Annotated in this window: 12 protein-coding genes; 3 read left to right on the top strand and 9 right to left on the bottom strand. The window is 70.6% G+C overall.

Annotated elements, in window-relative coordinates:
* Together ACT54X_RS09545 and ACT54X_RS09540 are read left to right on the top strand one after the other, a co-directional pair.
* Entirely contained in the window at positions 1 to 1584 is a 1584-nt protein-coding gene (locus ACT54X_RS09545; protein WP_476346210.1) for an MBOAT family O-acyltransferase, read from the top strand.
* Entirely contained in the window at positions 1584 to 2270 is a 687-nt protein-coding gene (locus ACT54X_RS09540; protein ID WP_476346208.1) for an alginate O-acetyltransferase AlgF, read from the top strand. Before ACT54X_RS09545 ends, ACT54X_RS09540 begins: the two co-directional genes overlap by 1 nt.
* On the opposite strand, the gene ACT54X_RS09535 is transcribed toward ACT54X_RS09540, so the two are convergent.
* The 9 genes from ACT54X_RS09535 to prpC form a co-directional block, all read right to left on the bottom strand.
* The gene (locus tag ACT54X_RS09535) at positions 2260 to 3699 is read right to left on the bottom strand and encodes an AMP-binding protein (protein WP_476346206.1); all 1440 of its coding nucleotides are present in this window, start codon (positions 3697 to 3699) and stop codon (positions 2260 to 2262) included. The genes ACT54X_RS09540 and ACT54X_RS09535 overlap by 11 nt on opposite strands.
* Positions 3700 to 3716: 17 nt before the next feature.
* Positions 3717 to 3956 (bottom strand): phosphopantetheine-binding protein, encoded by a 240-nt coding sequence (locus ACT54X_RS09530; protein ID WP_476346205.1) that lies wholly within the window; start codon positions 3954 to 3956, stop codon positions 3717 to 3719.
* 34 nt (positions 3957 to 3990) lie between these two features.
* Positions 3991 to 5163, bottom strand: coding sequence for an acyl-CoA dehydrogenase family protein (locus ACT54X_RS09525; protein WP_476346203.1), 1173 nt, complete (start codon positions 5161 to 5163; stop codon positions 3991 to 3993).
* 133 nt (positions 5164 to 5296) lie between these two features.
* Positions 5297 to 6265, bottom strand: coding sequence for a DUF4434 domain-containing protein (locus ACT54X_RS09520; protein WP_476346201.1), 969 nt, complete (start codon positions 6263 to 6265; stop codon positions 5297 to 5299).
* A gap of 12 nt (positions 6266 to 6277) precedes the next feature.
* On the bottom strand, positions 6278 to 7138 hold the full coding sequence (locus ACT54X_RS09515; RefSeq protein WP_476346199.1) for an isocitrate lyase/PEP mutase family protein: 861 nt from the start codon (positions 7136 to 7138) through the stop codon (positions 6278 to 6280).
* A 64-nt stretch (positions 7139 to 7202) separates the two neighbouring features.
* Positions 7203 to 8396, bottom strand: a complete 1194-nt coding sequence (gene prpF / locus ACT54X_RS09510; protein WP_476346197.1) for a 2-methylaconitate cis-trans isomerase PrpF — start codon at positions 8394 to 8396, stop codon at positions 7203 to 7205.
* 3 nt (positions 8397 to 8399) lie between these two features.
* Entirely contained in the window at positions 8400 to 11048 is a 2649-nt protein-coding gene (gene acnD / locus ACT54X_RS09505) for a Fe/S-dependent 2-methylisocitrate dehydratase AcnD (protein WP_476346195.1), read from the bottom strand.
* An 81-nt stretch (positions 11049 to 11129) separates the two neighbouring features.
* Positions 11130 to 12107, bottom strand: a complete 978-nt coding sequence (locus tag ACT54X_RS09500; protein ID WP_476346193.1) for a tripartite tricarboxylate transporter substrate binding protein — start codon at positions 12105 to 12107, stop codon at positions 11130 to 11132.
* Positions 12108 to 12217: 110 nt separating this feature from the next.
* On the bottom strand, positions 12218 to 13396 hold the full coding sequence (gene prpC / locus ACT54X_RS09495; RefSeq protein WP_294367191.1) for a bifunctional 2-methylcitrate synthase/citrate synthase: 1179 nt from the start codon (positions 13394 to 13396) through the stop codon (positions 12218 to 12220).
* 163 nt (positions 13397 to 13559) lie between these two features.
* On the opposite strand from prpC, the gene ACT54X_RS09490 reads away from it, so the two are divergent.
* Entirely contained in the window at positions 13560 to 14975 is a 1416-nt protein-coding gene (locus ACT54X_RS09490) for a short-chain fatty acyl-CoA regulator family protein (RefSeq protein ID WP_476346191.1), read from the top strand.
* The last annotated feature ends 130 nt before the right edge of the window (positions 14976 to 15105 follow it).

The raw sequence follows: 15105 nt of genomic DNA, 5'->3' as shown, positions 1-15105 counted from the left end.
ATGCTGTTCAACTCGTACCTCTTCCTGTTCCTCTTCCTGCCGGTGGCGCTGGGTGGCTACTACGCCCTGGCCGCGGCCGGCCGGCGCTGGACGGCGCTGTGGCTGTGCCTGACCTCCTTCGTCTTCTACGGCTGGTGGAACCCGCGCTTCGTCGCGCTGCTGGCCGGCTCGATCCTGGTCAACCATGTGTTCAGCCGGCTCATCATCGGCAGTGCTGCCGACAAGCGCCGGCAGTGGTGGATCACCGCGGTGGGCGTGGGCTGCAACCTGGCGCTGCTGTTCCACTACAAGTACTTCACCACGCTACTGGCTGCGCTGGCCGACCTGGGGCTGCGCGCGGGGCCGGTGCAGGACATCCTGCTGCCGCTGGGCATCTCCTTCTTCACCTTCACGCAGATCGGCTACCTGCTGGACTGCCAGGCCGGCGCGGTGAAGAAGGCGAGCCTGCTCAACCACACGCTGTTCGTCACCTTCTTCCCGCACCTGATCGCGGGGCCGGTGTTGCATCACAAGGAAATGATGCCGCAGTTCGACCAGGCCGAGACCTACCGCTTCCGCGCCGAGAACCTGTCGGTGGGCGGCACGCTGTTCGTCATCGGGCTGGCCAAGAAGGTGCTGCTGGCCGACAGCATCGCACCCTATGCCGACGCCGGCTTCGCGGCGCCGGGCGACCCTCAGTTCTGGGGCGCCTGGGGCGCCGCGCTGGCCTACACGCTGCAGCTGTACTTCGACTTCTCGGGCTATTCGGACATGGCGCTGGGCCTGGCCAAGATGTTCGGCGTGCGCTTTCCGCTGAACTTCAACTCGCCCTTCAAGGCGGCCAGCATCATCGACTACTGGGCGCGCTGGCACATGACGCTGACGCGCTACCTCACCACCTACCTCTACTACCCGATGGCCATGAAGGTGTCGCGCTGGCGCAGCCGCCGCGGCCTGCCGGTGGGTGCCGCCGGCAGCCGCACGCCGCTGGGCTTCGCGCTGATGATCGGCTGGCCCACGCTCTACACCATGGGCCTGGCGGGCGTGTGGCATGGCGCAGGGCTGCAGTTCTTCATCTACGGGCTGCTGCATGGCAGCTACCTGTGCCTCAACCACGCCTGGCGCATCGGCCTGGCGCCACGCATCGCGCCGCAGGGTGCGCGCGGCAAGCGGCTGTGGCTCATCGCCTGCGTGGGCCTGACCTTTGCCTCGGTGACGGTGGCGCATGTGTTCTTCCGCGCCCATGACGTGCAGGGCGCCCTGGCACTGCTCGAAGGCATGGCCGGGCTGCGCGGCGTGGAGTCGCTGGGCGGCGCGCAGACGGCCGGCCTGCTGGCGCAGGGCTGGGCGGGCTGGCAGGCGCTGATCGGCCGCCACATGCAGGCGCTGCTGATCGTGGGGCTGCTGGCCATCGCCTGGGGCGCGCCGAACGCCTACCAGATCCTCGGCCGCTTCTCGCCTGCCCTGGGGCGCGTGCAGGAAGGCCGGCCCACGTGGCTGCGCTGGCAGCCGAGCACAGGCTGGCTGGTCGTGGTGCTGATCCTGCTGCTGGTCAGCGTCATGAACCTGCATCGCGAAGCGCGGTTCCTCTACTTTCAATTCTGATGAAGCCTCTCGCCTTCCTCCTTCGCGCGCTGGTGCTGCCCGCCGTCTCCGCCTTCGTGACACTGCCCGCCCAGGCCCAGGACGGCGCCCTGTCGCAGCTGTATGCCGCGCGGCCACCGGCCGGCTCGTCCTTCGTGCGCGTGGTCAACCCCACGACCGAGACGCTGCTGGTGCAGGTGGCCGGCGGCCCGGCCCAGCGCATCGGGCCGCAGGCCCCCGCCACCAGCTACGCCATCGTGGCCGGCGGCAAGCCCTTCACCGTGCAGGTGGGGGGAAAGAAGAGCGCGACGCTGGAGGTGCAGCCCGACCGCTTCGGCACCTGGGTGCTGCGCCGCGAGGGCAGCGGCCATGCCTTCACCGCCATCGACGACACGGGCGACGTGCCCGATGCGCTCAAAGCCGAGCTGCGCTTCTACAACCTGGTGCCCGGCTGCGCCAAGGCCCAGCTGCAGATCGCACCCGCTGGCACGCCCGTCGTGCGCGACGTCGCGCCGATGACGGCCGGTGCGCGTTCGGTGAATCCGGTGCAGGCGCAATTGGCGGCGGCCTGCGGCGGTGCCACGAGCGCGCCGCAGGCCCTTCCCGCGCTGCAGGCCGGCGACCATCTGAGCCTGTTCATGACCGGCACCGCCGACAAGCCGGTGCTGACGATGCAGCCGGCCCGCACCGACACCTTCAAGCGTTGAGCGTCTCGTACAGCCGCGCCAGCCTGGCGCGGTCGGTCTTGTAGTTGACCGACACCGGCAACTGCGCGCAGGGCAGCAGCTCCGACGGGACCATGTAGTGCGGCAGGCGGGCGGCCAGCAGCGCCTTCCAGTCGGCCAGTTCGGCCGGCAGCGCCGGGTCGTCGCTCCCGGTCTCGACGAAGGCCACCAGCCGGGCCACGGCGCCGTTGGGCCGGCGTAGGGCAACAGCCGAAGCGCCGCGGTTGCCCGGCAGCGTGGCCAGGGCGGCGTCCACCTCCATCAGCTCCAGCCGGTAGCCATTGAGCTTGATCTGGTCGTCGATGCGGCCATGGCAGAAGAGCAGGCCGTCCTCGGTCTCGGTGCCGAGGTCGCCTGTGCGAAAGCCGCGCTGGCCGTCGCGGACGAACATGCGCGTGGCGTTGAGGTCGGGCCGGTTGAGGTAGCCGCGCATCACATGCGGGCCGGCGATGCACAGCTCGCCCTCGTCGCAGTACACGGCGCTGTCGCGCTTGGCGCGGCCGATGGGCAACGGCGCGTCGGTGGCGAGCATGGCGTCTTCCACCACCAGGAGCGTGGTCGCCACCGTGGCTTCGGTGGGGCCATAGGTGTTGAGCAGCGGCACATCGGGAAAGCGTTTGCGCAGCTGCCGGCACAGCGGCACCGGCAGCGGCTCGCCGCAGAAGACGAAGGTGCGCAACTGCGGCAGCGCGGCCTGCGTGAAGCCCGGGTTGACCAACTGCTGCTGCGCGAAGGACGGCGTGGACACCCAGGTCGTCACGCCATGCTCGGCCATCAATGCCGCCACCTTGAGCGGCGAGGCGGCGTCCTGCCGGTCGAGCATGAGGATGGTGCCGCCCAGCGCCAGCATGCCGAACACGTCGTAGAGCGACACATCGAAGCTGAACACCGTCTGGTCGAGGAAGACCGGGCGCTCGCCCAGGCCGAAGTCCAGACGCATCCAGTCGATCAGGCCCTGCACGCTCTCGCGGCCGATCTGCACGCCCTTGGGCTGGCCGGTGGTGCCCGAGGTGAACATCACGTAGCAGAGCTGCTTCTCGGCCAGCGGCGTGCCGGCGCCGTCGCGCAGCACCTCGAAGCGGCCCTGGGCCGCGTCGTAGAGCAGATGGGCATCGAGGATCTGGCAGATGCTGGCCAGGCGCTCGGCCGGGTACACGGCATCGACCGGCACGAAGGGCGCGCGCAGCATCAGCGCGCCCGTCAGCGCCACCATGAAGGCCGCTTCCTTGTGGCCGCGGATGACGATGGGCATGTCCGCGCCCAGGCCCAGGCGGCGGGCCTCGTCGCACCAGGCTTCGGCCTCGCGCTGCAGTTGGGCCCAGTCCAGGTGGCGGTCGCGGGCCACGATGGCGGGCCGCTCACCGCCGGACTCGGTCTGGACGAAGCGGCCGCTGTCGTAGTCGAAATGCATGGCGGGCGGGGCAGGCCTCAGGCGGCGTTGGCGACCACGAAGTCGGTCAGCGTGCGCACCGAGTAAAGATGCTCCTGCGCCTCGGTGATGGGCACCGTGCAGCCGAAGCGGCTCTCGATGGCCAGCATCAACTCGACGGCGGCCACGGAATCGAGCAGGCCGGATTCGAGCAAGGGCACCTCCGGGTCCACCTTCTTGAGGATGGCGGACTGGATCAGGACGATGAGTTGTTGTTCGATCTCGGCAGGCGTGGTCATGGATGGAAAAGGCGGAGGCGCGGGGCCTCGATGTTCAAAGGTCGCGGTTGAGCGGCACGCCCAGCACCACGGTGGAAAGGCTGCCGAGGATGCGATCGTCGTTGACCATCACGGCTGCGGCATGGGCATCGCGGATGTGGCGGCTCAGGTAGAACTCGCCCGGCTCCATGTAGCCCTGGATGCCGCAGATGCGCAGCGCGATGTCGGTGACGCGCACCACCAGCTCCGAAGCGCCGACCTTCAGCGCGTTGTAGCTGACCATGCGCTCGGTGGCGGTCTGCGGCCCGGCGGCGTCCTCGTAGAGCGCCATGCAGGCCGCCAGCGTGCCGCGGAACTGCTGCACCAGCGTCTCGCCCTCGGCCAGCCGCAGGTTGGCGATGGGGTTGAGCGGCGCACCGCCACGGTTGCGGTGCCGCAGAAAGGCGCGCGCCCGGCCCAGCGCCGAGACGGCGATACCCAGCCACACGGCGCCCAGCAGCAGGTGCGAGGTGGGCAGCATGGTCTGCGACATGTGCACCGAGAACGGCTCGGCATAGACCTGCTCGGGCCCGCAGTCGGCCACCAGGTCGTAGCGGTCGGTGCGGGCACCGCGCATGCCCATGGGGTTCCAGGGCGCGTGGGCGTGCAGCTGGATCTGGTCCTTCAGCACGGCCACCAACCGCTGGTCGGTGGGCGCGGCATCCTCGGCGCGGCGGGCGCTGACCAGGAAGACGTCGGCCGCAGGCGCATAGGAGATGACGGCGCCGTTCTTGCGCAGCTGCAGACGGCCATCCGTCTGCAGGTCGAGGAAGCAGGCGCTGGAGCGGATGGCACCGCCGGTGGCGCCTTCGGTGGTGGCCGAGGCCACCAGCAACTGCCCGGACGCCATGCGCGCCAGCAGGCCCTGCAGCCAGTCGCTGTTCTGCGCATGCTGGATGGCCACGGCCGACTGCGACTGGTGCATGGCGTAGATCAGGCCGGTCGAGGCGCAGGCCTCGGACAGGCGCCGGCAGACGTTGACCACGGTGCGCAGCGGCAGCCCGGGGCCGCCGTGGCGGGCGGGCACCAGCAGGCCCATGAGCCCTTCCGCCCGGAGGGCGTCGAGCACCTCGGTGGGCAGCCGGCCTTCGCGGTCGACGGCATCGGCATGGGCGGCGGCCACCTCGGCCGCACGGGATGTGGCGTCCTCCACGGAGGCCGCTGCAGACAACGATTCAGCGGCCTTCATGCCCGTCCACAACTTGCGAATGTTGATACATTTTTAGTATATGTTCACTTTTCGCAAGCTTTGCGGAGCAGGCGTGACCAGCACCTGACGCGAGCGCGCCCGGTGTGACATCGACCACGCGCGGACGCTTTTTTCAGGCGTCGCCGCCGCGCCAGTCGCGCAGCAGCTTCTTGGCCTCGGGCGTGTCGCCGAGCAGCCAGGGGTCGATGGCGAAGGCGAGCACATGCTCGGCACCATAGGTGCGCGCCACCTCCAGCTGGGCACGCACGCGTTCCAGCGTGGCCGCCCGGGCGCGGAAGCCGTCGGGCTGCCCGGGCGGGTTGGGCAACTGCTCGAACAGCTCCACGATGAGGTCGAAGGCCACGCCGCGCTGGCGCAGCAGGCGGCGCAGCGGCTCCAGGCCGGCGTAGTTGCCCATGCCGGCCACGCCCACGCCGTCCTGCAGCATGGGCCGCAGCGGCGCCGCGTCGAGGATCTCGGCCCACAGGCCGTCCAGCGAGCCCGGCGTGGGCAGGCGGCTGTAGAAGGTGGAGACGGCCAGGCGCGGCTGGCTGCGCTTGAGGGGCTCGGCCGCCAGCTCGCGCAGCCAGGCGGTGAGCAGGCGCCGGCGCTCGGGCGTGGCCCAGTTGTACTGGTCGATCTCGTAGGGCAGGTACCAGCCGCGGAAGGCGGCATGGGCCGGCCAGGGCTCGCTGCGCATGGCGGCCAGGCTGCGCTCGCGCGTCTGGGTCAGGAAGGCCGGCAGCGCCTCGGGCTGCTTGGCACCGAGCGTGGTCCACCAGCGCTCGTCGTAGGGCAGGCCCAGGCGCACGCCCATGCCCTGGCGCGCCGCTTCGTCGAACAGCATCTGCAGCAGCGCGGGCGTCAGCATCCAGTCGTTGGCGCCGCCGTACAGGCCCATCCACTGCACCACCACCTCGCGGCAGCCCAGCTCGCGCGTCACGCGCAGGCGGCGCTGCCACTCCTCGAGCGACAGCGCCTCGTGGCTGCGCCAGGGCTGCAGGAAAGTGCCGTCCAGCCGCATCGGCGCGGGGGCGCAGCCGGCTGCCAGCAGGGCTGCCACAGCGCCTGCGGCGCCGAGCCAGGAACGTCGGGTGGGCATCGTGTCGCCCGTTCAGGTGTAGCGCTTTTCGAGCGCGTCCCAGCCGGGCTTGCCCACCAGGCGCTGCCGCTCGGCGAAGGGCGCCACCAGGCCGCTGGACTCCTGCACTTCCTTCTGGTCGCGCAGCACGGTCAGGGCCTTCTGCATGCCCATCACCGCACCTTGCAGCGCGGCATTGGCATAGAGCACGATGCCGTAACCCAGCTCGCCCAACTGGTCGGCGTTGAAGATGGGCGTCTTGCCGCCGATGACCATGTTCATCAGCTGGGGCTTGGCCAGGCGCTGCGGCAGTGCGCGCACCTCGTCGGCCTTCGTCACTGCCTCGACGAAGAGGATGTCCGCCCCGGCCTCGGCGAACTGCTGTGCGCGCTCGATGGCGGCCTCGAAGCCGTGCGTGGCGGCGGCGTCGGTGCGGGCCAGGATCATCAGGTCGGCATCGCGGCGCGCATCGACGGCGGCCTTGATCTTGCTCACGGCCTCTTCGGTGCTGATGACCTCCTTGCCCGAGAAGTGACCGCAGCGCTTGGGCGCGACCTGGTCTTCCAGCTGGATGCAGTCGGCGCCGGCCCGCTCCAGCGTGCGCACCGTGTGATGGACGTTGAGCGCATTGCCGAAGCCGGTGTCGGCATCGACGATCAGCGGCAGTTCGACGGCGTCGCGGATGCGGGCCGTGTGGTCGGCGATCTCGGCCAGGCCCATGAAGCCCTGGTCGGGCATGCCGAACCACATGTTGGTGACACCGGCACCGGTGACGTAGATCGCCTCGAAGCCCAGGTCTTCGATCACGCGGGCCGAGAGGGCATTGAAGGCCCCGGGCACGAGCACGCCGCGTCGGGCCTCGACCAGGGACTTGAGTTGTTTGCGAGTGGACATGCAAGCGAGAGGATTCGACCGCCGGGCGCAACCGCCATGGCCTGGCGCGCGTCGGCGGTCCGGTTCAGAAACAGTCGCCGGGCACGCGCACCCAGCCTTCCATGAGCACGCGGGCGCTGCGGCTCATGAGGGCCTTGGTGACCTGCCATTGCGGCCCGGCCGGCCCATCGACCTGCCGCGCCTCGGCGCCGACCCGCAGTAGACCAGAGGGATGGCCGAAGCGCACGGCGCTGCGCTCGCCACCCCCTGCGGCCATGTTGACCAGCGTGCCCGGAATGGCCGCCGCGGTGCCGATGGCCACGGCCGCGGTGCCCATCATGGCGTGGTGCAGCTTGCCCATGGAGAGCGCACGCACCAGCAGGTCGATGTCGGCCGCGCGCACGGGCTTGCCGCTGGAGGCCACGTACTCCTGCGGCGGCGCGACGAAGGCCACCTTGGGCGTGTGCTGCCGCGTGGCGGCCTCGGCCACGTCGCGGATCAGCCCCATGCGCACGGCGCCCCAGGCGCGGATCGTCTCGAAGCGCGCCAGCGCGGCGGCGTCGCCATTGATGACCGGCTGCAGCTCGGTGCCGGTGTAGCCCAGCTCGGCCGCGTTGAGGAAGATGGTGGGGATGCCGGCATTGATCAGCGTGGCCGCGAAGGTGCCGACACCGGGCACGTCGAGCTGGTCGACCACCCGGCCGGTCGGGAACATCGCGCCGCCCTCGCCCTCCTCCGCCGGGTCCAGGAATTCGAGCGGCACCTCGGCCGCCGGGAAGGTCACGCCGTCGAGTTCGAAGTCGCCCGTCTCCTGCACCTGGCCATCCGCCATGGGCACATGGGCCACGATAGTCTTGCCGATGTTGGCCTGCCAGATGCGCACGGTGCACGCGCCTTCCGCAGGCACGCGGTCCGCATCGACCAGGCCCGCCGCGATGGCGAAGGGCCCCACGGCGGCCGACAGGTTGCCGCAGTTGCCCGACCAGTCGACGAAGGCGCTGTCGATGGCGACCTGGCCGAAGAGGTAGTCCACGTCATGGCCGGGGCGGCTGCTCTTCGACAGGATGACCACCTTGCTGGTGCTGGAGGTGGCGCCGCCCATGCCGTCGGTCTGCTTGCCGTAGGGGTCGGGGCTGCCGATCACGCGCATCAGCAGCGCATCGCGCGCGGGGCCGGGCGTGCGGGCGCGTTCGGGCAGGTCCTGCAGGCGGAAGAACACGCCCTTGCTGGTGCCACCGCGCATGTAAGTGGCGGGGATCTTGATCTGATGGGCGGGCATGATTCAGCGGGCGGTCGGTTGAAGGCGTGCAGTCTGCCCCGCCAGGAAGTCCTGCGCAAAGCCCTGCAGCACGCCGCCGGCTTCGTAGACCGACACTTCCTCGGCCGTGTCCAGCCGGCAGCGCACCGGCACGCGCAGCAGCTCGCCGTTGCGGCGATGAACGATGAGATCCAACTGCGCACCGGGCATGCGTTCGCCCTCCACGTCATAGGTCTCGGTGCCATCCAGCCCCAGTGTCAGCCGCGTTGTGCCGGGCAAGAACTCCAGCGGCAGCACGCCCATGCCGATCAGGTTGGTGCGGTGGATGCGCTCGAAGCCCTCGGCCACCACCGTCTCCACGCCAGCCAGGCGCACGCCCTTGGCCGCCCAGTCGCGGCTGGAGCCCTGGCCGTAGTCGGCGCCGGCGATGACCACCAGCGGCTGGCGGCGCTGCAGGTAGGTCTCGATGGCCTCCCACATGCGCACCACGCGGCCCTCGGGCTCGATGCGGGCGAGCGATCCCTTCTTGACCTCGCCATCGACCACGGCCATCTCGTTGACCAGCTGCGGATTGGCGAAGGTGGCACGCATGGCCGTGAGGTGGTCGCCGCGGTGCGTGGCGTAGGAGTTGAAGTCCTCCTCCGGCAGCCCCATGCGGGCCAGGTACTCGCCGGCCGCGCTGTCGGCCAGGATGGCGTTGGAGGGCGAGAGGTGATCGGTGGTGATGTTGTCCGGCAGCAGGGCCAGGGGCCGCATGCCGCGCAGCGTCCGCGGCTGGGCGGCCAGCGCGCCCATGCCCTCGGTGTCCCAGTAGGGCGGGCGGCGGATGTAGGTGGACTGCGGGCGCCAGTCGTACTGCGGGCTGGCGCGTGATTCGCCCTCGGCGCGGATCGCGAACATGGGTTCGTACACGCGGCGGAACTGCTCGGGCTTGACGCTGGACGCGACCACGGCGTCGATCTCCGCGTCGCTGGGCCACAGGTCGGCCAGGCGCAGCGGGCGGCCCTGCGCGTCGGTGCCCAGCACGTCGCGCTCGATGTCGAAGCGGATGGTGCCGGCAATGGCATAGGCCACCACCAGCGGCGGCGAGGCCAGGAAGGCCTGCTTGGCGTACGGGTGGATGCGGCCGTCGAAATTGCGGTTGCCAGAGAGCACGGCCGTGGCGTACAGGTCTCGGTCCACGATCTCCTGCCGGATGGCCGGGTCCAACGCGCCGCTCATGCCGTTGCAGGTGGTGCAGGCAAAGGCCACGATGCCGAAGCCCAGCCGCTCCAGCTCACCGAGCAGGCCGGCTTCCTGCAGGTAGAGCTCCACGGCCCTGGAGCCGGGCGCCAGCGAGGTCTTGACCCAGGGCTTGCGCAACAGCCCGTGCGCGTTGGCATTGCGCGCCAGCAGCGCGGCGGCGATGACGTTGCGCGGATTGCTGGTGTTGGTGCAGCTGGTGATGGCGGCGATGACGACGGCGCCATCGGGCAGGCGGCCCGCGGCCTCGTCGGCACGGCCGGCCGCCAGCTTGGCCGCATCGGCGATGCCGCGCTCGGCCAGGGCGCTGGCCGGCAGACGGCGGTGCGGGTTGGAAGGGCCGGCCAGGTTGCGCTCGACGGTGGAGATGTCGAAGCGCAGCACGCGCTCGTACGCGACCTCGGCCAGCGTATCGGCCCACAGGCCGGCCACCTTGGCATAGGTCTCGACGAGGCGCACCTGCGCCTCGTCGCGGCCCGTGAGGCGCAGATAGTCCAGCGTCTGCGCGTCGATGGCGAAGAGCGCGGCGGTGGCGCCGTACTCGGGGCACATGTTGGAGATGGTGGCGCGGTCGCCGATGGACAGCTTCGCCGCCCCCTCGCCGAAGAACTCCACATAGGCACCCACCACCTTCTGCTGGCGCAGGAACTCGGTCAGCGCCAGCACGATGTCGGTGGCCGTGATGCCGGGCGCGCGCTCGCCGATCAGCTCGATGCCCACGATGTCGGGCAGCCGCATCCACGACGCACGCCCCAGCATCACGTTCTCGGCCTCCAGGCCGCCCACGCCCACGGCGATCACGCCTAGCGCATCGACATGCGGCGTGTGGCTGTCGGTGCCTACGCAGGTGTCGGCATAGGCCACGCCGTCCTGCACGGCCACCACCGGGGACATCTTCTCCAGGTTGATCTGGTGCATGATCCCGTTGCCCGCCGGGATCACCTGCACGTTGTCGAAGGCCCGCTTGGTCCACTCGATGAAGTGGAAGCGGTCCTCGTTGCGGCGGTCCTCGATGGCGCGGTTCCTGGCGAAGGCGTCGGGATCGAAACCACCGCATTCCACCGCCAGCGAATGGTCCACGATCAGTTGCACCGGCACCACCGGGTTCACCGCGGCCGGATCGCCGCCTTCGGCCGCGATGGCATCGCGCAGGCCCGCCAGGTCCACCAGCGCGGTCTGGCCCAGGATGTCGTGGCACACCACCCGTGCCGGGTACCAGGGAAAGTCCAGGTCGCGGCGGCGCTCGATCAGCTGGCGCAGGTAGTCGTCGAGGCGGGCCGGGTCGGCGCGGCGTACCAGGTTCTCAGCATGCACCCGCGCGGTGTAGGGCAGCCGGGCCCAGGCGCCGGGCTGCAGCGCCTCGATGGCGGCGCGGGCGTCGTAGAAATGCAGATCGGTACCGGCAAGCGGCTGGCGGTGAAGACTGTTCATGGGATCGTGGAGCGGGCGGCGCCTCGGTGCGCCGCCGCGTTGCGGGAAGACGGCCGGCGGCCCGCGCCGGCCGGCCCGTTTTTACTGGGCCTGGATGTTGTTGTCGCGCGCCACCTTGGCGTAGCGCGGGATCTCGGCCTTGATCAGCGCGCCGAACTGCTCTGGCGTGCCACCCGCGGGCGACACGCCCGTGGGCTCCAGCTGCGCGACCAGCTCGGGCGCCTTCAGGCCGGTGTTGATGGCGCCGTTGATCTTGGCCAGCACCGCGGGCGGGCGGGTCTTGGGCGCGATCAGGCCGTGCCAGGCCACCACGTCGTAGTCGGGCAGGCCGGCTTCGGCGATGGCGGGCAGGTCCGGGTAGGCCGCCAGGCGCTGGGCCGTGGTCACGCCCAGGGCGCGCAGCTTGCCGGCCTTCACATGCGGCATCAGCGCCTCGGTGCCGGCCACCAGCAGGTCCACGTTGCCGGCCACCAGGTCGGTCACGGCCGGGCCGGTGCCCTTGTAGGGAATGTGCGTGCCCTTGACCTTGGCCATGCCGAACAGGTATTCGGTCGTGATGTGCAGGTGGCTGCCGTTGCCGGCCGAGGCGAAGGCGACCTTGCCGGGGTTCTTGCGCATGTAGTCCAGCAGTTCGGCCATGTTCTTGGCCGGCACCTTGTTGGGGTTGATGCACAGCACGTAGGCGCCCTTGGACAGCTGGATCACGGGCGTGATGTCGGCCACGGGATCGAACTTGAGCTTGTACAGCGCCGGGTTGACGGTGTAGCTGCCCGCCACCAGCAGCAGCGTGTAGCCGTCCGCGGGCTGGTGCAGCGCATAGTCCGTCCCCAGCGTGCCGCCGGCGCCGGGCCGGTTGTCGACGATCACCGACTGGCCCACGCCCTTGGCCAGCAGGTTGGAGCCCACGCGGGCGATGAAGTCCGAGCCGCCACCCGGCGCGAAAGGGCACACGATGCGGATCGGCTTGTTGGGGTAGCCGTCCTGCGCGGCGGCGTCGAAGCCGAGCGGCAGGGCCAGGCTGGCGAGGCCGGTGTTGAAGAGGCGGCGATTGAGGGTCACGAAGATGTCTCCAGATGGGCGGGCCGCACCATGCGGCCGGCCGGGCGCGGGATGGTCGGTGTCTCAACCTGACGGGAACCTGCGCGGATCGCGCGAAGGAGGGCCATCGCTCAGCCGCGCTGGTCCAGCGGCACGAAGGCGCGGTCCTCGGGGCCGGTGTAGACCGCGCTGGGCCGGATGATCTTGTTGTCCTGCCGCTGCTCGATCACATGGGCCGCCCAGCCGCTGGTGCGGGCAATGACGAACAGCGGCGTGAACATGGCCGTGGGCACGCCCATGCGGTGGTAGCTCACGGCGCTGAACCAGTCAAGGTTGGGGAACATGCGCTTGGCCTGCCACATGACCGACTCCAGCCGCTCGGCGATGTCGAACAGCCGCGGGTCGCCCGCCTGCTGCGACAGGCGCCGGGCGACGCCCTTGATGACGGCATTGCGCGGATCGGCCACCGTGTAGACCGGGTGGCCGAAGCCGATCACGACCTCCTTCGCGTCCACCCGCCGGCGGATGTCGGCCTCGGCCTCGTCCGGCGTGGCATAGCGCTGCTGCACCTCGAAGGCGACTTCGTTGGCACCGCCATGCCTGGGGCCGCGCAGCGCGCCGATGGCGCCGGCGATGCACGAATACATGTCGCTGCCCGTGCCCGCGATGACCCGCGCGGCGAAGGTGCTGGCGTTGAACTCGTGCTCGGCATAGAGGTTGAGCGAGGTGTGCATGGCGCGCACCCAATCCTCGCCGGGCCGCCGGCCGTGCAGCAGGTGCAGGAAGTGGCCGGCGATGGCGTCGTCGTCGGTCTCGACCTCGATGCGCCGGCCGTTGGTGCTCCAGTGGTGCCAGTACAGCAGCATCGAGCCCAGGCAGGCCAGCAGGCGGTCGGCGATGTTGCGGGCGCCGGCGGCGCCGTGGCCGTCCTTCTCGGGCAGCACACAGCCCAGGGCCGAGACGCCGGTGCGCATCACGTCCATGGGATGGGCGGCGGCGGGCAGCCGCTCCAGGGCGGCCTTCACGCTGGCGGGCAGGCCGCGCAGGGCCCGCAGCCGCGCCTTGTAGGCCGCGAGTTCGGCGCGATTGGGCAGCGTGCCGTGCACCAGCAGGTGCGCGATCTCCTCGAAGTCGCAGACTTCGGCGATGTCCAGGATGTCGTAGCCGCGGTAGTGCAGGTCGTTGCCGCTGCGGCCCACCGTGCACAAGGCCGTGGTGCCGGCGGCCACGCCGGAAAGCGCGACGGACTTCTTGGGCTTGAAGGCGGGCGCGGCGTCGGGCGCAGGGGCGAGTGCGGTGGCAAGGCTCATGGGGCAGGTCTCCTGACGGTGTGCAGCGGCGGAACAGCCGGCTTGCAAGGCTTCGCAATCTACGCAGAATGGCGCCCTCCCACCAGGACTGAAAAGGCGAATCGGTGCGAACGAAATCGGCGAATCTGCGAATCCTGCGAATCACTGGGCCACGGAGTTGCGCATGAAGAAGAGCTTCATGGGCGTGCGCCTGCGCAAGCTGCGGGCCGAGCGCGGCCTCTCGCAGATCGCCATGGCGCAGGCGCTGGGCCTGTCGCCCAGCTACCTCAACCAGCTGGAGCAGAACCAGCGCCCGCTCACGGTGGCGGTGCTGCTGCGGCTGAACCGGACGCTGGGCGTCGACATCCAGGCCTTCTCCGAAGACGACGAGGCACGCCTGGTGGCCGGCCTGCGCGAGGCCCTGGCCGATGCCGCCGAGCCGGTCAGCCTGCCCGAGATGCAGGAGGTGGCCGCCCAGATGCCCGCGCTGGGCCGCGCGCTGGTCGCGCTGCACCGCCGTCAACTCGACCTGCAGGCCCAGCTGGAGACCATGGCGCTGCGCCTGGGCGACGACCGGTCGTCCGAACTCGGGTTGCCGCGCGCCACGCCCTTCGAGGCGGTGCGCGATTTCTTCTTTGCCCAGCGGAACCACTTCGATCCACTGGACCGCGCGGCCGAGTCGCTGGCGGCGCAGACCCGCGCACGCGGCGGCGCCATGGCGCCCTGGCTGGCGCAGCGCCTGCGCGAGCGGCACGACGTGCGGGTCACGCAGGCCGATGCAACCGGCATCGGCGGCAAGCGGCAGTACGACGCGGCCAGCCGCACGCTGACCCTCTCGCCGCTGCTGGCACCGGCGCAGCAGGCCTTCCAGATGGCCACGCAACTCGCCTTCCTGGAGATGGCCGACACGCTCTCGGCGCTGACCGGCGACGCGCCCTTCGACGCCGACGCGCCGGCCCGCCGGCTGGCGCGCATCGGCCTGGCCAACTACTTCGCGGGCGCGCTGCTGCTGCCCTATGGCGAGTACCTGGAGGCCGCCGACCGGCTGCGGCACGACATCGACCTGCTGGCGCTGCGCTTCGGCGTGGGCTTCGAGACGGCCTGCCACCGCCTGAGCACGCTGCAACGGCCGGGTGCGCCGGGCGTGCCCTTCTTCTTCGTGCGGGTGGACCGGGCGGGCAACATCTCCAAACGGCAGTCGGCCACGCACTTCCACTTCAGCCGCACGGGCGGCACCTGCCCGCTGTGGGCGGTGTACGAAGCCTTCAGCCAGCCGGGGCGCATCCTGCCGCAGCTGGCCCGCATGCCCGACGGCCGCACCAGCCTGTGGGTGGCGCGCACGGTGGCTGGCGGCAGCCGCGGCTGGGGCGCCCCGCGCCAGACCTTCGCCATCGGCCTGGGCTGCGACATCCGGCATGCGCCTCGCCTGGTCTATGCCGACGGGCTGGACCTGCAGGACCCGGCGCGCGCCACGCCCATCGGCATGGGCTGCAAGGTGTGCGAGCGGCGCGACTGCGCCCAGCGCGCCTTTCCCTTCGTCGGCCAGCCGCTCAAGGTGGACGAGCAGCGCACCGAATTCATTCCCTATGGTTGCAGCTGATCGCATGCCGAGGGCCGGCCGATGTCGCCCGCGAGCGCCCGGGCAGATGCACCAAAGCCGTGCGCCACGTAGGATACGGGCGGCGGCCACGACCGCCCCGTACCGGCCGCCCCGAGCCGGCCAGCCTCTT

It is taken from the genome of Pseudacidovorax sp. DMC4 (genome assembly GCF_056314265.1).
The sequence above is the reverse complement of the archived record's forward strand: the minus strand, read 5'-3'. Positions and strand labels throughout refer to the sequence as shown.